Raw genomic sequence first — 17,262 nt, 5'->3', positions numbered from 1 at the left:
CCACAGACCGATAGGAGCGATCACTCACACGGCGCCGACGAACAGGTGCGCACCAAGCCCGGATGCCCGCCTTTCCCGAGCACCCACCTGCCGCACCACTCAGCCTGCGCCATCCGTGGGCGGTCCTTGGCGAGGAAGGCCAGCAGCCGCCGCCTGCCGATCGGCCTTCCTGCCTCCAACGACTTCATGGGACGCGCGCAGCGCATGTCGACAAACGGTGCAGTCCCGACACCCTGGGGGGAACAACGTCGTGCGCGATCAAGAACGGTCGCCGTGATCGACCCTGGCGATCGTATGGTCTGCCCGACGTTCCGAGTGGCGATTCGGGACGTATGGCAACTTATGGGACGATTGGTCCGTGGGAGCATCAGTCAGGCAGATTCAAGTCACCTTCGACTGCGCATCACCTGAGCACGTCGGTCGTTTCTGGTGCGAGGTGCTGGGGTACGTCGCACCACCGCCACCGGAGGGGTTCGCCAGTTGGGACGACTTCAATCGCACGCTGCCGCCTGAGCAGCGGGATTCATGGTTCGTATGCAGCGATCCCTCGGGCGCGGGGCCGCGGCTGTACTTCCAGCGCGTTCCCGAAGGCAAGGTCGTCAAGAATCGGCTGCACCTTGACGTGCGGGTCGGCACCGGGCTGGTGGGCGAGGAACGCCTGGCGGCCCTTGAGGCCGAATGCGCGCGGCTGATCCCGCTCGGCGCGCAGCGCGTGCGGCTCCTGCCCGCCGATGAGGTGAACGAGTCCTGCCTGGTCATGCAGGACGTTGAGGGCAACGAGTTCTGCCTCGACTGAGTGGCAGGCAGGAGCGAAGATCCCGCCCCGCTTTGCCGGTCCCCGTTCGCCGACCTCGAATGTCTCCGCCACAGCCTCGGCCCCGCTCAATAGGGGTCACGCACCTACCGGGCGGCTGGGGACACGTTCGGGAGCGGAGAGGGCCTACACCGCGGTGCTCAACGCGCTCGACGGCGGCAGCACGGCCCCGGCGGGAGCGACGCGGGGCAGATCAAGAACACCTCCTCCGGCCGCTGCGTGGATGCGCCACCCGATTCTGGCCCGCGACAAGGGCGGCTGTCGACGGCCATCGTGGTTCTCGGGGCTTCATACGAGCCTGAGCTCTCCGCGAGCGGTGATGATCCCGGACCCGGAGATCCGTACGCGGTCGCCGTCGACCTCGACCTGGATCCGGCTGGGCCGCCCGAGCTTGTGGCCTTGCTCGATGACGACCAGACCCCCGTCGATCCGTTGGGTACGGGCGAGCAGGGCGGCGAGCGGACCCGCGGCCGTGCCGGTGGCCGGATCCTCGACGATGCCCACGGTGGGATTGAAGAACCGGCTGTAGGCGTCCGCCTGGGGCTCCCCGGGTGCGCTGGTGTAGACGTAGCAGCCTTCGGCGCCCACCTCGGCCAGGATCGCAGCCAAGGCCCGCGTATCGGCGGCGGTGACGTCGACGGCCCGGCGATCGGCCAGCGGGACGAGCAAGTGGGCGACTCCCGTGGAGACGACCTGCGCCGGCTGATCGGTGGAAAGGTGTTCGGGCCTGAGTCCGAGTGCGGCAGCGAGGCGATGTGCGTCTTCCACTACGGGCCCGAACACGGGTGAGGACTGTTCCATCACAATCCGGACGCCCCTTCCGGCCTGGCGGACGACCTCGACCGGCAGCACGTCCCCGCCGATCTCCTGCATCAGTGTCCGTGACGGTTCGTCTCCAGTCAGTCCCTGGTCGGCGAGCCACAGCCAGGCGCCGAGTGCGTTGTGCCCGGCACCGTCGACTTCGGCGCCGATCGGAGTGAACGACCGCAGCCGCCATGCGGCCCCCGGTTGGGTGGGCTGCAGCAGGAAGGTGGTCTCGGATTGGTTGAACTCGCGGGCGATGTCGCGCATCTGGTCCGAAGTCAGTCCGTCCGCGTCCGGCACCAGCGCCAGCGGGTTACCGGTCAGCGGGCGCTCAGCGAAGACGTCGACGAAGAAGAACGGTGTCACGGTCGTCATGAGGTCAACACTAGGGAGGCCGAACAGGGTGATACACATCAAATCGATCGACCATCAGTGTTGGAGGTGCACTCCTTGACCGGGTTCTACGCCATCACCGCCTCCGCACCCGCCCAAGGCCTTCCGCGCTCGGCGAGGTCCCCCGCTCGGCCGTACTCGCCCCGTCCGAGGCGAGTACGGCCTGCTCGTCGCGAGCGATCCGACCGCATCCGCGAACTCTCGGCATCACCACGTCGACCCGGCGAATCGGGAGGTGATCAGCAAGCCGCGTGACCAGCGGCCAGGAGAGCGGTCGGCATGTCGGTCGGCGGCAACGTGACGGGGTGGGGGTGCGTGGACGGACTCAGACGTGCAGAGTGGGCCGGTAGATGAGCTCCTGGATGTTGCCGTCGAGCGTCCGGCTCTCGATCAGCTCGAGGTCGAAGTCGGCCGCACCCCGGAAGATCGGGTCCAGTCCGGTCTGACCGGTGATCACCGGGAAGAGCGTCACCTGGACGCGGTCGACCAGGCCGGCGGCCATCAGCGCCCGGTTCATCGACAGGCTGCCGTGCGAGCGCAACGGCACCTCGGACTTCTCCTTGAGCCGCGCGACGACATCGACGGCGTCACCGCTCACGACGGTCGCGTCCGGCCAGTCGAGGGGTCCTTCCAGCGTGGTCGACACCACCGTTGCCGGCAGGCTCCTCATCCGGGTGACCCATGGGTCACGCACCTCGGACTCCTCGGTGCTCGAGGCCAGCATCCGCGCGAACGCCCGATACGTGTTGGCCCCGAAGACCATCTGCTGCTCCTCGCCGTACAGGGCGAGGCGGTGGTTCAGGAGGTCGGGGCCTTGCTTGCCCCAGTAACCGGTCCAGTCGCCGCCGGCGGCGCCGAAGCCGTCAAGGCTGGAAAAGACGTCGAAGGTGTAGGTAGCGGGCATGATGCTCTCCTCGATTGCGGGTTGATCGGGTGTGTCGATACAGACGAGACACCACGGCGGAACTCATCGCCGTCGGACTCCTGGAGTCCGGCCGCCCCGGATGCGCCGCCTGCCGCTCGGCGGCCTCGGCAGCGGTGAGCTGTCCGCGCATATCACCGGCCTGCGGCCGCGACAAGCTCGGCGAGGTGGTGCAGGGAGTTGGTGAGATGCTCGGGGCCGAACGGCGGGAACTGGATGTACTCCCGGATGGCCTGCGGCACCGCCGACCAGTCGTAGGTGAGCGTGACCCCAGTCTCGGACGGACCCAGCGGCGCGAGGTCGTAACGCCACAGCCAGCCGCCGAACTCCAGGTGACCGTCGCCCTTCTCCTCCCCCGTCAGCCAGCCGATGGCGCGCGGCGGGTCGAGCACCTCGACCTTGTTGACCACCTGGTAGTCATGGTCCGGATGGTCGGCGTGATACATGCCCATCCGGAAAATCTGCCCCGCCTCGGTCAGCGGCGCCCGGTCGACAGCTTCCTGAACCCAGCCGGTGCCATCGATCGCGGCATGGGCCGTCGGGTCCGCCAGCACCGCGAACACCCTCGCGGCGGGCGCGGCGACGGTCAGGGTGGCGCTCACGCTCTCCTGGTCCCTGGTGTGCACGCCCCTTGTCCTCTCATCTCGGGCCTCCCGCTCCAGGCGCGCCCCACCGGTGATCAGCGGCTGCGCGGGAGCGACGGTGACGACGGACATCGTGGACCTCCGGTGAGTGGCGACCGGCCCGTCGCCGGCCTCTCACCTTGACTACGAACGGGCTCGACGCCATTCGACACCCCCGCAGAAAGAGAATCACCAGACGTTCTGCCCCGACCGGATTCGAGGCGCCAGGGCCCACTCGTCACGAGCGATCCGACGGCATCCGCCCACTCGCGGGCCGTGGCGACGTTCTCGGTTCGTAAGGGTTCTTACCGACGGCGAACGGCGGACGCCGTGACGGCCACGAACCGGGCCCGGAGTGGTTGGCTGCGCACTGTGAGACGGGACCTGTTCGTTGCCGGGACGATGCTTGTCGCGCTGGCGGCCGTCGTGACCAGGATGGTGGCGGGACCGCCCGTGCTGGGCTGGTACCTGCTGGCCTGGGCGCTGTTCGCGACCGCTGTGTGGTGGGCCCGGAGAGTGCCGGAACGGCGCCTGGGCCCCCTGGTCGTCGTCGGCGGCATCGTGCTGGCGACAATCGGGCTGGTGACGCCCCCGAGCAGCAGCACCGACTCCTTCCGGTACGCCTGGGACGGCCGGGTGCAGGCAGCGGGCATCTCGCCCTACGACCATCCACCCGCCGACCCGGCGCTCGCCGGACTGCGCGACGACTGGCTCTTCCCTGCCGACTGCGGGGGCCCCGTCCTGTGGCCGCTGCCCGGCGGTGGCTGCACCAGGATCAACCGTCCCACCGTGCCCACGATCTACCCTCCGCTCGCGCAGGGCTACTTCCTGCTGGTCCACTGGCTGTCACCGGAGGGCTCCCGGCACAAAGCACTGCAGCTCGGCGGCTGGGCGATGGCCGTTCTCACGCTGCTGGCGCTGTCGCGGCTCGCGGGCGCGCGGCGGGCGGCGTACTGGGCGTGGTGCCCGGCCGTACCGGTCGAGGCCGTGAACAACGCGCACGTCGACATGCTCGGCGTGCTGCTGGTGGTGCTGGCCTTCGGCGCGGTTCGCTCTCGCGGCGCGTTACTCGGGGCCGCCGTCGCGGCCAAGCTGCTGCCCGCCACGGCGCTGCCCGGCGCCTTGTCAGGCGTGCTGGCGAACGGGGTGGCGTGGCGGCGCCTGCTCGGCATCGTCGTGCCCGCCACACTCGTGGTCACGCTGTCCTATCTGCCGTACGTGCTGTTGTCGAAGGCGTCGGTGGCGGGCTACCTGCCGGGCTACCTGCAGGAGGAACGCTACGTCGGCGGCGGCAACCGCTACGCCGTCCTGCGCTTGCTCATGCCGGACTCCTGGGCCCCCTGTTCCGCAGCCCTGCTGCTGGCCCTGGTCGTCCTGGCCGTCCTGCGGTACGGCGACGCGGAGCGGCCCTGGCAAGGTGCGCTGCTGGTCAGCGGCTCGCTCCTGCTGCTGTTCACACCCGGATACTCATGGTACGCGCTCCTGGTCGTCGCGCTGGCCGCCATGGACGGGCGGTGGGAATGGCTGGGCGCGGCCCTGGCAGGCGCCATCGCCTACGCCACCGGACCGGCAGCCACCGACAGCCCCGCGACCGCTTTCTACGCCGCGGCCGCACTGGCCGTGCTGATCGGCTGGTCCGTACGTCGTCCCCTTCGAGCGGAAACACGCCAATGATCATCAAGACCGTCGCCGCGAGGTTCACCAGCCGCTGGCCCCGGCCCGTACGGACCACCCTGATCCTGGCGGGAACACTTGCCGCGGCCACCCTCCCGACCGTGCCGGCGCTGGGCCGGCGGGCCGGCAACCCCTCCATCCTCCCGCTGCCCTACGGCGTCCATCTCGTCATCGTCGTCGCCGTCATCGTCCTGCTCGCGGTGGCGGAGCACGTGTGGTCGGCAAGTCGTACGGACCGAGCACGCTGAGTCAGCGCAATCCCGCGCGAGACGCGAAACCCCGCGCGAGCTTACTCGCGCGGGGTTCCGTCACACCCTCGGTCAGGACCAGGGCTTGAAGTAGGCGACGGTGACCATGTCCACCTCCGTGGCGTTGGGCGGGGTGCCGCCCGTGCCGCTGGAGCCGGTCACGAACACCCGGACACCGTCCTTCGCGGTGGCGTCGACGGCCAGGCCGCGCGCGGCGTCGGCCGCGGCGACCTCACCGTCGTAACGCCCCGTCCAGACCGGTTCGCCGCTGACCGCGTCGTAGGCGACGGTCACGTAGTCGGTGCCCTTGGACTGGTCGTCCGAGCTCTGGCCGGCGACGACGACCTTGCCGCCGTCGGGCGTCACCCGGACGTTCCAGGCGTAGTCCTCGTTCTTCGCCTGGCCGTCGAAGCGCTGCAGCCACAGCCGCTCCCCCGTGGCCGGGTTGTAGGCGATCGTGGTGTAGTCGCCCCCGCTGCCCTCGCCGGTGCTGTTGCCGGTGACGTACACCGTGCCGCCGGGCGCGACGGTGATGTCGTGCGGGGTGTCGCTCTCGTGCGCCGGGCCGTCGTAACGGTCCGTCCAGAGCTGCCGGCCCGTGGCGGTGTCGTAGGCGATCGTCTCGAAGTCTGTCAGCGTTCCGGGGTTGCTGCCGGCGCCCGTCACGACGACCGCCTTGCCGTCGGCGGTGACCGCCATGGCGGAGGGGATGTCGAGGCCGTTGTCGTCGCCGTTGTGGCCGGCGTCCCACAACTGCTCGCCGGTGGCGGCGTCGTAGGCGACGGTGCCCCAGTCGGTCAGGCCGGTGCCCTCCGGCCCCGCGCTCTGACCGGTGACGAAGACCTTGGACCCGTCCGGCGTCAGAACGACCTTGCGCGCGTCGTCCGTGCTCGACCCCTTGCCGTCGTACCGGACGAACCAGGACTGCTCGCCGGTGGCGGCGTCGTACGCGACCGTGAAGTAGTCGTTCTTGTCACCCTCGCCGGGCGAGGTCATGCCGGTGACGTAGACCGTCCTGCCGTCCGGCGAGACGGCCGCGTCGCCGGCATGGTCGGAGAAGGCTCCCTGCTCGGTGTGCCGGCGCGTCCACAGCTCCTCGCCGGAGGCGCTGTCGTACGCGATCGTCACGGCGTCGATGCCGGAATCGGTGCCGCTGCTGCCGCCGACGACGAAAAGCCTGCTGCCGTCAGGGCTGATCCGCAGGCCGGACGGCTCGTCGTACGCCTTCGCCGGGCCGACGTAGCTCTTGCGCCACACCTCGACACCGGTCGCCGCGTCGTAGGCGATCGTGGCGATGGACGGGCTGAGCTGCCCGGGCGAGGTGCCGTAGCTGACGCCGGTCACGTAAACCCGCTCCCCCTTGGGGTCGAGGACGACGAACTCGCCGGAGTCCGAGCCGCCGGTGACGCCGTACGAGGCCGCCCAGTTCTCCTGGACCGGGCGCACCACCATCGGGATGCGGACGGCGTGCTTGTCGTGCTCGTTCCAGGTGAGGTAGCCGCCCGCGTACGCGTTCAGCGGCGCGCTGGTGCGCGTGAACGTGACGGTGAACGACTTGGTCTCGCCCTTCTTGAGCCTCAGCTTGCCCGGCGACACCTCGGCCTTGATCCCGGGCAGGCCGGTGATCGAGGCGGTGTACGTGGCGGTCGAACGGCCGACGTTGGTCACCTTGCGGGTCACCATCTGCGTGCCGGGCAAGCGGCCGACGGCGACCGAAGGGGTGTTCAGGTCGCTCGCGTCGAACGAGTGACCCTCGCCCTTCAGCTCGTCGCAGGCCTCCTGGGTCACACCCCTCGTGGTGCCGCACAGGAACGCGATCCAGTCGTCGGTTCCGCTGTCGTAGACCAGGCCCGGGTCGGCGGCCCGGTTCGGGGCGGCGTGACCGGCACCCTGGCTGAAGATCACCGACGGTTCGGTGGCCGGGCCGTCCTTGACGTCGGTGCCGGTGGTCATGAGGGCCGACTTGATCGCCATCGGCGACCAGCCGGGGTGCAGGTCCTTCAGCAGCGCGGCGAGGCCGGCGATGTGCGGAGCGGCCATCGAGGTGCCGCTGGAGACGTTGAACTCCAGCCCGTTCGCGCCCGGAGGGGCGAACGCCGCGAGAATGTCCTGGCCGGGCGCGATGACATCCGGCTTGAGGACGTCGCCGCCGGCCGCGGTGATCGGTCCGCGCGAGGAGAACTCGGCGGTGTACGGCGCAGGGGTCGTGGTCGTGATGACGGCCTGCTGGATCGTGGCGGTGGCGCCGCTGGTGGCCGCGTAGTCCTTGATCGCCTGCCGGTCCTTCATCGCCAGGTGCACGGTGGGGATGCCGGTCAGGTCGGTGTTGAGCGACTCCTCCTCGGCGATGTTGACGAGGACGGTGCCGACGCCGCCGGCCTCCGACACCGCGACGCTCTTGTTGACCCGGGGGGTCACGCCACGGTCGCAGACCACGATCTTGCCGTTGACCTTGGCCGGGTCGAGCACCGCCGTGCCGCCGTTGTCGCGGGCGGCCCAGCACTGCGCCGCCTTCGCCGGGTCGGCGCCGGGCAGCCCCGCCGCGGAGGCGTCGATGAGCGGCGCCGGGCCCGCCGCGGCGGGGGCCAGCGAGGCGCCGCTGAGCGTGGCGCCGTTCCCCAGCTTCACCGAACCCAGCGTGGAGCGGTTGTGCGTGCCCGCGGCCACCGTGGTGATCCACGGGGACGGGTGCGCCACCGTGGACGCGGCCGGACCGCTGTTGCCGCCCGCCGCGGAGACGAACACGCCCGCGTCGGCGGCGGCCAGGAAGGCGATCTCGGCCGGGTCGAGGAAGTCGGTGCTCGTCCCGGAGACCGAGTAGTTGATGACGTCCACGCCGTCGGCGACCGCCTGGTCGATGGCGGCCACCAGGTCGGAGGTGTAGCCATTGGCCGTGGAAGCGTCCTCGGCCGACCACAGGGCCTTGTACGCGGCGATCCGGGCGCGCGGCGCGATGCCGCTGATCTCGCCGAAGCCCGCCGCGGGGCCGGTCACCCGCACGTCGTGGTTGCCTCCGGCGGTCGAGGCGGTGTGGGTGCCGTGGCCGTTGTAGTCACGCGGCGACGCGAACTCCCACGGCATGAACTCCTTGAGCCCCTGGTCGCCGCCCCAGGCCTCGTTGAAGTGCCGGGCCGCGACGATCTTGCCGTTGCACAGGGAGGCGTCCCAGGAGTTGTCCGGGCCGCTCTCGTCGCACGTGCCGGTGAAGTCGCGAAGCTTCGCGTACGGCTTGCCGTGCGGGGCCGGGTCGGCGAAACTCTCGCTCGTCGGCCAGATGCCGCTGTCGATCACGCCGATGACGAGGCCCTCGCCGGCACCGCCCTTCTGGCCGCCGCTCGGGCCGCCGAGCTGGTCCCAGAGGCCGCCGCGGGCGTCGAGGCCGAGGAACGACGGTGTCGAGGAGGTCGCCACCGAGACCTTCTTGTCCTCGGTGACCGCCACCACGTCGGGTAACGCGCGCATCTCCGCCGCTTCCGCGGCGGTCATGCGGGCGGCGAACCCGCCGAAGGAGTACACGTAGTCATAGATCTTCTTGCCGCCGGTCTGCTTCAGCGCGGCGTCGTGCCGACCCTTGAGGTGGCCGACGTAGTCGCGGACCTTCGCGGAGCGGGGCGAGATCTTCTCGCCCTGCTCGGGCTTGGTCCTGGCCAGCCCGGCCACGTCGCCTTCGTAGGTCGCGACAGGCTCGGGGGCCATCTGCACGATATAGGTCTTCGGCTCCTCGGCGCCGGCCGTCATGCCGGCCGTCGCGCCGGCCGGTGCGGGCCAGGCGAGCCCTGACGCCACCAGCGCCGTCAAGGCCGCGGTCACCGCCAGCCGTTTGGGGATTGCCGGGGATGTGGACTGATGCATCGTCGCCCCTCTGTGCGTCTCCGCGCGTCACGCGGACGATCGCTGAGGCTAGGGAGCGCTACACGTATGCGGCATCCGTACCGCATACGGATTTTTGGGCGGTACTTAACGGAAGCCAAAGATCCGGTAACCTGTTCGAGCTGATACGCCACCAAGAGCTCAGGTTGGGGGTGGTTGCATGCCCCCGGGCCCCGCCCCCACGGGCTCACTCTCCGACGCCCTCGTCGGCCGGCGCGCGGAGCTGTCCCTCCTGCGCGCGACCGCCGGCTCCCGTCCCTCCCTCGCCCTGGTCGAGGGCGAAGCGGGCATTGGCAAAAGCCGCCTGGTCGCCGAACTGCTCGCGACGCCCGACCTGACCCGGACGCGACGAATCGTGGGCCAGTGCGAGCAACTCCAGGAACCGCTGCCGCTGTCACCGCTGCTCGACGCGTTCCGCCTCGCCGAAGCCGAACTGGCACACTCCAAGCCGCCGAACCCCGTCATGGGAGCGCTCGCGCCGCTGCTGCCCGAGATCGCCGCGCACCTGCCCCCACCCCTTCCCCCGCTGCCCGACCAACGAGCCGAGCGACACCGGGTGTTCCGCGCCGCCGTCGCGCTGCTCGACCACCTCGCCCCGCTGGTGCTCGTCCTGGAGGACGTGCACTGGGCCGACGGCAGCACCCATGACTTCCTCGCCTTCCTCGCCGCGCACATGCCCCGCGACCTGACGGTGATCCTCACCGCCCGCACCGAGTCCGGCGTGCTGCCGATCCGCGAGGCGTTCGCCCGGGCCCCGTCCGGACCCGCGCGCACCATCAGCCTCGCGCCCCTGAAGCTCCCCGAGGTTCAGCAGCTCGCGCGCGCCATCCTCAAGACCGACCTCCCCCGCACGTTCGCCGAACCGCTCTACGAGAAGACCGGCGGCATCCCGTTCGTCGTGGAGGAGGTGCTGCGCACACTGCTCGAACGCCTGCCCGCGAGCGAGATCCCGGCTCACCCCGGCGCGCTCGCCGACCTCGCCGTGCCGACCGTGCTGCGCGACGTCGTCCTGCAGCGCCTGTCGTCCCTCGACGACCCGGCCCGCGACATCCTCACGGCCGCCGCCGTCATCGGCATGACACCGGACGACCGCATCCTGGCGGAGGTCAGCCAACACAGCCCGCCCGAGGTCGCGCGAGCCCTCGCCAAGGCCCAGGCGGTCGGGCTGCTGCACGAGGAAGACGGCCACTGCCGGTTCCGGCACGCACTCGCCAGGCAGATCGTGTACGAGTCCGTCCCCATGCCCGGCCGCCGCTGGCTGCACCTACGCACCGCGCGGTCCCTCGAGTCCGGCCCAGGCCCCCGCCCCGTGGCCCGGCTGGCCCACCACTTCCGGCACGCCGGACGCACGGCCGACTTCGTCACCAACGCCGAGGCCGCCGCCGACACCGCGCTCTCCCACGGCAACGACGCCACAGCCGCCCGCTTCCTCCTCCAAGCGCTGAACGTCCGGGAACTGGCGAGCGACGTCCGCGTCCGGCTCGCCGTCAAACTCGGCCGTACGGCAGTGGACGGGCTGGCCCACGAGGAGGCCGTCCCCATCCTGCAGTGCCTGCTCGCCACCGAACCCCTGCCCGCCCCCGTACGCGGGGAGCTGCGCTTCGCACTCGGCCGCCTGCTGCGCCAGCACGGCGAGGCCCGGGCGGGCTACCTGCAGATCGAGAACGCCATCGACGACCTCGCGACCCGGCCCGAACTGCTGTCGCGCGCGCTCGCCGTGCTGGCCGCGCCGGAAACGGTCGCGGACCGGCACGTCAGCGAGCACACCGCCCGCTGCGACCAGGCGGAGGAGGCCGCCCGCCGCAGCGGCGACGGCGACGCCTTCATCTCCGTACGGATCGCCCGTGCGTCGCTCCTGGTCGAGCAGGGCGACCCGGACAGCTGGCGACTGATCGACGAACTGCTGCGCGACAACCGGTTACGGGCCAACCCCAGGGAGCACGCCCGCGCCTGCCTCAACTGGGCCCAAGCCGCCCTGCACATCGGCCGGCTCGACCGCGCCGAGGCGCTGCTCGCCGAAGGCCGCCAGGTCGCGGACCAGGCCGAGTACCTGCGGGTCGCGCAGGTCGCCGAGCTGGTCAGCACCGCCGTCGAGCACGCCGCCGGACGCTGGGACGGCCTCCACCGCCGCGCCGCCCGCCTCGTCCGGGCCACGTCCGCGTTCCCCGCCGCGTCGCTGGACTCACGGCTGCTGCGCGGCGCGCTGCTGACCGCGACCGGCCCGGCCGAGGAAGCCCAGGCGTGCCTGGACGAGGTGGTCGAGGTCGCCGGACAGGTGGGAGCGGTCTGGCCACTGGTCGCCGCCCGTACGGCGCTGTCACGGCTGGCGCTCACCCTGGACGACACCGAGGCTGCGGTCGCGCACGCCTCCGCCGCGCTCGCCCTCGTCCGCGCCAAGGGCACCTGGGTGTGGGGCGCCGAGAGCGTACTGTGCCTGGTGGAAGCCCTCCACGCGCGCGGCGGGCCGAACCAGGCAGACGCCGAGGCGGTGGCCAAGGCGGTGGCCAAGGCGGCAGCCGAGGAGTTGCGCGCCGGGATCGACGGGGCCGACGCGCCGCTCGCACGCGCGGCACTGCTGACCGCCCTCGCCGTCCTGGCAGGCCCTCCGGACGCCGCTCGCGCCGACGCACTCCTGGACGAAGCCCGTACGACCTTGCGGGAAGCCGGGCTGCGCTACCAGGAGGCGCTCGCCGGCGAACGCCTGGGCCGCCGGCGTTGCGAGAGCGGCGCACCCGGCGGCGGACCGCTGTTGGAGGGCTCGCTACGGGCGTACGGCGAGCTGGGAGCCGATCGTGACATCGCCCGCATCTGCCGGATCATGCGCCGCAACGGGGTGCCGATCCCGTACCCGTGGCGGGGTGGTCGGCCGTCCCACGGGCAGACGTTGTCCGTACGGGAGCGCGAGGTGGCCCGGCTCGCGGCAACCGGCAAGACGAACCAGGAGATCGCGGACGTCCTGTACCTGTCGCGACGGACGGTGGAAAGCCACGTCGCGAACGCGCTGCGCAAACTCGGCGTGCCGTCCCGCAAGGAACTACGCGGCCTCCCCGACGACTAGCGCGTCAGGACACCGGCGTCGCGGCGGACGCCTTGGCCCTCCGTGCCGCCAAGAAGCGGAAGGGCAACCGTACGAGGGCGACGAGGAGAGCCAGCCCGAACAACAAGTCCACCATGACGAAGACCGCACTCCCGCCGAACCACGTGCTCGCCCAGCCGCCGACGACCGGAGTGACCATCATGCCGATCACATATCCGACGATCGTTAATATTTCGCTTTTCATGACGGAATCGTAGGACCTGGACCCATGCCGTACGGCATCCCGGCGAGCACCCCTGACCTCATGGACGCGCCCGAACTCGCGGTCCCTACCAGCGGCCGCCCTTGACGAGCTGCCCGCGAACCGCGCCGTCGGCGAACTGCTTGGTGTGCAGGTTGGCGTACCAGTTCTTCGGATTGGCCTTGATCCCGTTGAGCACGCCGCCATCCTTGACGACGACGGAGCCGACGCTCGTGTTACCGCGGGTCTTGCCGTTGGCCAGCAGGTCGATCACGACGGGGCCGTTCACGCCCGCCTTGCCGCGGTGAATGTGGAACGCGGTGGGCCTGGCGACGTTCTTCCACTGCACGAGGAAGTACAGGCGGTTGCCCTGGATACGGAACTTGGCGACAGCCAGCCCGTTCCGGTCGTTCACCTTCTTGCCCTTCTCGCGGACCTCGTTCCTGCCCAGGAGCACGGAGGCGAAGTAGTAGCTTCTCGCCTGACTCGCCGAGGCCGTGGAACCAGTGGAAAGGGTCGAAACAGTGGAGGCGGAGATGGCCGAGGCTCCGGCCGGCACCGACATCGCGCCGATGGCCAAAGCCGCGGTCGCCACGCCCATCACCGCGCGGCCGGCCACGCGCTGCCACGAAATGCCCTTGTCGCCGATCTTCTGCATGGTGTTCATCGAAGCTCCCATTCTCAACGCTGCGGAGTCGTCTCGTTCGGACGTTCCAGACGTTAGAGCGGAGCCGCCACCTCGTTATACGTCGAAATCCACACACCACGGCGAGTGCGTACAAAGCCATACAGGAAAGGCCTTCATCGCCGGCGCTGGAACACCTGGGAGAGCGTCATGGCCACTCCCCGCGCGCGGCTACCCGACCTCTGCGCCGTCACGGGCCCGGGATACAGCCCTCGTGGACGACGCCCACCGTTTCCCGCACGGCGCCGAGCCCGCCAGGCACGGCGTGTGGGGCTCTGGGTTGTCGGAGGCGTACGGGCGAAGCCCGTTCGTATGTGTTGTGAGTGTGACCTAGTGTGGCTTATCCAAGATGCTGCCCTTTACATTGTAGATTTCTAGCCTGGGGCCGTTCACGCCATTCGGCCTGGGACTGGTGATTCGTCATCGCGCTGGTCGTCAAGCTCGCCTACGACCAGTTCGCGTAGCGGCCACAAGTGAACCTCATCAGGGCGGCGCCTACGGAGATCCCGGTCCGCCTTGGGGGCGGCCGGGCCGTCACGCCGGATTCGCTCCGCGACCGCACGGGCCCGTTCGGAGTCGTGATCACGTGGCTGGAAAAGGATTGGACGGGCTGATGCACGGGCTTGTAGCTTGCAGGCGACCGTGACACCGCCCGAGGAGGTGAGACCCATGAACGCTGTATCGATGTGGGTGCTCCCCCTTCCCGTCACGATCGGGCGACTGACGTAGGTGTCGCCGGGAGCGCCTCGCCAACCAGGCACTCCCGAAAGGCAACACCTATGCACTCTCAGCAGGTCACCGCCGAGCCGCCGTCGAACGACAGGGTCGAGCGTGACTCCACGGTGGGCGACGTCCCCGGAGTTCGCTGGTCGCCGGCCTCCGGCGCCGATCGCGCGCCCTTCATCTTCGATGTGATCATTGCCGGGTGCGGGCCGACCGGTGCGATGCTGGCCGCCGAGCTGCGGCTGCACGATGTGCGGGTACTCGTTCTGGAGAAGAGAACCCAGGCCGCGTCGTTCGTCCGCATAGTCGGTCTGCATATTCGCAGTCTCGAGCTGATGGCCATGCGCGGACTGCTGGATCGCATTCTCCAGCACGGAAGACAGCGTCCGGCCGGCGGTTTCTTCGCCGCCATCCCCAAACCCGCGCCCAAGGGCCTGGATTCCGCGTACGCCTATCTGCTGGGCATCCCGCAGCCGGTGATCGAACGTCTGCTGGAAGAACATGCGATCGAACTGGGTGCGCAGGTCCGGCGCGGTTGCGCGGTCGCCGGGTTCGAGCAGGACGACGAGGGTGTGACCGTCGAGCTGGCCGACGGGGAACAGCTGCGTTCGCGCTACCTCGTCGGCTGCGACGGCGGGCGCAGCACGGTGCGTAAACTGCTCGGTGTCGGCTTCCCCGGCGAGCCCTCACGGACCGAGACGCTGATGGGCGAGATGGAAGTGGGCGTGCCGCAGGAGGAGATCGCCGCCAAGGTGAGCGAGATCCGCCAGCCCTATCAGCGATTCTGGCTCCAGCCCTTCGGCGAAGGCGTCCATAGCGTCGTAGTCCCCGCCGCGGGAGTCAGCGACCGCGCGAAACCGCCCACCCTCGAGGATTTCAAACAACAGTTGCGCGCCATCGCCGGAACCGATTTCGGCGTGCACTCCCCGCGCTGGATGTCCCGCTTCGGGGACGCCACCCGGCTGGCCGAACGTTATCGGGTCGGGCGGGTGTTGCTGGCCGGCGATGCGGCACACATCCATCCACCCATCGGCGGACAGGGCCTCAACCTGGGCGTTCAGGACGCCTTCAACCTCGGCTGGAAACTGGCCGCACAAGTCCGCGGCTGGGCCCCGGAAACACTGCTGGACACCTACCAGGCCGAACGTCATCCGGTCGCCGAGGACGTGCTGGACAACACCCGCGCCCAGACGGAGCTGCTGTCGCCCGAACCGGGCCCGCAGGCCGTGCGCAGGCTGCTCACCGAACTGATGGACTTCGACGAGGTGAACCGCCTTCTGATCGAGAAGATCACCGCGATCGGCATCCGCTACGACTTCGGCGAAGGCCCCGACCTGCTCGGCCGCCGCCTGCGCGACATCGACGTCAAACAGGGCCACCTCTACGGTCTGCTGCATCGCGGCCGCGGCCTGCTGCTGGACCGCACCGAACGCCTGACGGTCGGCGGCTGGTCAGACCAGGTCGACTACCTCGCGGATCCCACTGCGGTGCTGGATGTCCCGTGCGTCCTGCTACGCCCCGACGGCCACGTCGCCTGGATCGGCGACGAACAGCAGGACCTGGACGACCACCTCTCCCGCTGGTTCGGCAAGCCCGCCGGCTGATTTCGCCTGAGCAACCGAAATGGCCCGAAAGGACCGGAACGGCCAGTAGCGACTGACCACCGGAAGGCTGGAGGCGGCATCTGCCGTGGTGCTGGGGCATGACGAGCATCCGAACGAAAAGTCCCGTTAGCGGGTGCCTCCTTCGGCCGGTCCAACCTTGGGCCTGCCGGCGGCCAGCAATCCGGATGAGCCGAACTGGGACGAGCACGTCTCGTAGATCGACGTCACATCGGCGTATCGAAAGCGCGGTGCGCCGAGGCGACGCGCGGTGGAGCCTCCAGAACCGAGCCCGACGGCTGTCGGGCTCGGTTCTCACCAGGTCACCCGCAGCGTGTGTACGCAGTACACGAGGCTGAAGACTCGGAAGTCCACCTGCTCGTACGGATCGGCCAGGGCGACGCCGGGGAAGCGCCGCAGCAGTGCGGGGAAGGCGATGCGCATCTCCATCCGCGCCAGCGGCGCCCCGAGGCAGTGGTGCACACCATGGCCGAAGGCGACGTGACCGGCGGCTCCCCGGGTGACGTCGAGTGTCTCGGGATCGTCGACGAAGCCGGGGTCGCGGTTGGCGCGGGAAACGAGCGGATCACGAGCGATCCCGCGGGGATGGCGTGCCCGGCGATCTCCACATCCGTCGTGGTCGTGCGCGGCGGCAGCGACTGCACGACGGACAGCCAGCGCAACAGCTCTTCCACGGCGGGCTCGACCCGCGCCGGATCCTCGCGGATCATCAGCGACGGCACCGGCAGCGCGAAGTGCGCCACCAGATCGGCCGGCTTGCCGGCCCTCTCCAGATCATCCGAAGCCGTCTGGACGATCTCGTTGATCCGCGGCTCCAGCCTGCGCATCCGCCGTACCGTGAACTCGGGGGTGAGCATCCGGCGCAACCGCGTGTGCTCGGGCGGATCGAACCCGATCAGCTGCCCGGCCCGCATCGTGGCCAGCTCGTCGGCGTTCATCTGCCCGGATCCCGCGAACGGTGTCAGGGCGCTGCTGAACCGGGCCGGATCCGCCAGCACCTGGCGGACGTCCTCATAGCGGCAGATCACGTACGCGGGCACGAGCCGCTCGCGGGCGCGGCATCTGATCCGTCCGCCCTGGCCGTGAGGCGGGCCAGGACGACCGGAGCACCGTGGTGGTGGAAGGCGTCAGCCAGTTCGACCGCACCCCCCACCGCCTCCGAGCCGGTGGGGGTGATGGGGAGGCCGACGACGAGGTTCTGCGGATCGACGAGAACGCGTGCGGTCGTCGTGTCGATCGTGGTGACGGGCATGAGCGAGCCCCCCTTCCGAAGATGTCGTCCGGAAAGGCAGCCGCTGAGTCCCCGAGAGTGAGGTTCGGGGGGGAGCCCTTGTTCTCCGGGCCCCGGGTGGTGGAGTTCCGAGAACAAGGGCAAGGTCAGCTCAGGGCTGGGTCTCGAGCCACTCCTGGAAAGTGGGTCCGGCGAGCCTGGCATGGGGGCTGGGCAGGAACCCGCCGTTGGCGGCGATCTCGGCGTCGGGGATGCCGGCCCCGTCGACGCCGACGACCTTGATGCCTCGGCGGGCACCGAGGAGCCGGCCCGCCTCGGCCATGATCTCCTTACGGGGTCCGGCGATCTCGGGGATCGGTGTTCCTGGGGTGGCGG

The 17,262-nt window shown here is 70.1% G+C and carries 14 protein-coding genes and 1 pseudogene; 6 read left to right on the top strand and 9 right to left on the bottom strand.

Annotated elements, in window-relative coordinates; translation table 11 throughout:
• The first annotated feature begins 358 nt into the window (after positions 1-358).
• Positions 359-796, top strand: coding sequence for a VOC family protein (locus E1286_RS04355; protein ID WP_132608978.1), 438 nt, complete (start codon positions 359-361; stop codon positions 794-796).
• Between the two features lie 306 nt (positions 797-1,102).
• Here the strand turns inward: E1286_RS04355 and E1286_RS04350 are convergent, their stop codons facing one another.
• The 3 genes from E1286_RS04350 to E1286_RS04340 form a co-directional block, all read right to left on the bottom strand.
• A complete protein-coding gene (locus E1286_RS04350) occupies positions 1,103-1,993 on the bottom strand; it encodes a PhzF family phenazine biosynthesis protein (protein WP_132608977.1) in 891 nt (296 codons plus the stop codon).
• Positions 1,994-2,336: 343 nt separating this feature from the next.
• Positions 2,337-2,915 (bottom strand): dihydrofolate reductase family protein, encoded by a 579-nt coding sequence (locus tag E1286_RS04345; protein WP_132608976.1) that lies wholly within the window; start codon positions 2,913-2,915, stop codon positions 2,337-2,339.
• Positions 2,916-3,067: 152 nt separating this feature from the next.
• Positions 3,068-3,649 carry an SRPBCC domain-containing protein gene (locus tag E1286_RS04340; RefSeq protein WP_223189536.1) on the bottom strand — a complete coding sequence of 194 codons (582 nt, stop codon included), beginning with the start codon at positions 3,647-3,649 and terminating at the stop codon, positions 3,068-3,070.
• A gap of 279 nt (positions 3,650-3,928) precedes the next feature.
• Between E1286_RS04340 and E1286_RS04335 the strand changes: the two genes are divergently transcribed.
• Together E1286_RS04335 and E1286_RS04330 are read left to right on the top strand one after the other, a co-directional pair.
• Positions 3,929-5,230, top strand: coding sequence for a glycosyltransferase 87 family protein (locus E1286_RS04335; protein WP_132608975.1), 1,302 nt, complete (start codon positions 3,929-3,931; stop codon positions 5,228-5,230).
• Positions 5,227-5,478: a hypothetical protein gene (locus E1286_RS04330; protein WP_132608974.1), complete on the top strand. Its 252-nt coding sequence runs from the start codon at positions 5,227-5,229 to the stop codon at positions 5,476-5,478. The genes E1286_RS04335 and E1286_RS04330 overlap by 4 nt, the downstream gene beginning before the upstream one ends.
• 72 nt (positions 5,479-5,550) lie before the next feature.
• Here E1286_RS04330 and E1286_RS04325 read toward each other — a convergent pair whose 3' ends face one another.
• Entirely contained in the window at positions 5,551-9,330 is a 3,780-nt protein-coding gene (locus E1286_RS04325; RefSeq protein ID WP_132608973.1) for a S8 family serine peptidase, read from the bottom strand.
• A gap of 178 nt (positions 9,331-9,508) precedes the next feature.
• Here E1286_RS04325 and E1286_RS51145 point away from each other — a divergent pair, with 178 nt between their 5' ends.
• Positions 9,509-12,406, top strand: coding sequence for a helix-turn-helix transcriptional regulator (locus E1286_RS51145; protein ID WP_132608972.1), 2,898 nt, complete (start codon positions 9,509-9,511; stop codon positions 12,404-12,406).
• A 4-nt stretch (positions 12,407-12,410) separates the two neighbouring features.
• Here E1286_RS51145 and E1286_RS04315 read toward each other — a convergent pair whose 3' ends face one another.
• Complete coding sequence (locus tag E1286_RS04315; protein WP_132608971.1) at positions 12,411-12,629, bottom strand: hypothetical protein; 219 nt, start codon at positions 12,627-12,629, stop codon at positions 12,411-12,413.
• 85 nt (positions 12,630-12,714) lie between these two features.
• The gene (locus E1286_RS04310) at positions 12,715-13,293 is read right to left on the bottom strand and encodes a CHRD domain-containing protein (RefSeq protein ID WP_132608970.1); all 579 of its coding nucleotides are present in this window, start codon (positions 13,291-13,293) and stop codon (positions 12,715-12,717) included.
• A gap of 920 nt (positions 13,294-14,213) precedes the next feature.
• Here E1286_RS04310 and rox point away from each other — a divergent pair.
• Complete coding sequence (rox, locus tag E1286_RS04305; RefSeq protein ID WP_223189557.1) at positions 14,214-15,638, top strand: rifampin monooxygenase; 1,425 nt, start codon at positions 14,214-14,216, stop codon at positions 15,636-15,638.
• Between the two features lie 312 nt (positions 15,639-15,950).
• On the opposite strand, the gene E1286_RS51140 is transcribed toward rox, so the two are convergent.
• Entirely contained in the window at positions 15,951-16,085 is a 135-nt protein-coding gene (locus E1286_RS51140; protein ID WP_281282621.1) for a hypothetical protein, read from the bottom strand.
• 36 nt (positions 16,086-16,121) lie between these two features.
• On the opposite strand from E1286_RS51140, the gene E1286_RS49850 reads away from it, so the two are divergent.
• The gene (locus tag E1286_RS49850) at positions 16,122-16,673 is read left to right on the top strand and encodes a hypothetical protein (RefSeq protein ID WP_246074436.1); all 552 of its coding nucleotides are present in this window, start codon (positions 16,122-16,124) and stop codon (positions 16,671-16,673) included.
• 7 nt (positions 16,674-16,680) lie between these two features.
• On the opposite strand, the gene E1286_RS04295 is transcribed toward E1286_RS49850, so the two are convergent.
• Positions 16,681-16,908, bottom strand: coding sequence for a cysteine hydrolase family protein (locus E1286_RS04295; RefSeq protein WP_132608968.1), 228 nt, complete (start codon positions 16,906-16,908; stop codon positions 16,681-16,683).
• Between the two features lie 130 nt (positions 16,909-17,038).
• Positions 17,039-17,262: pseudogene (locus tag E1286_RS04290) on the bottom strand (hypothetical protein); the annotation flags it as partial.

The organism is Nonomuraea terrae, from assembly GCF_004348995.1.
GTDB lineage: Bacteria > Actinomycetota > Actinomycetes > Streptosporangiales > Streptosporangiaceae > Nonomuraea > Nonomuraea terrae.
This window is presented reverse-complemented; position numbering and strand designations above follow the sequence as displayed.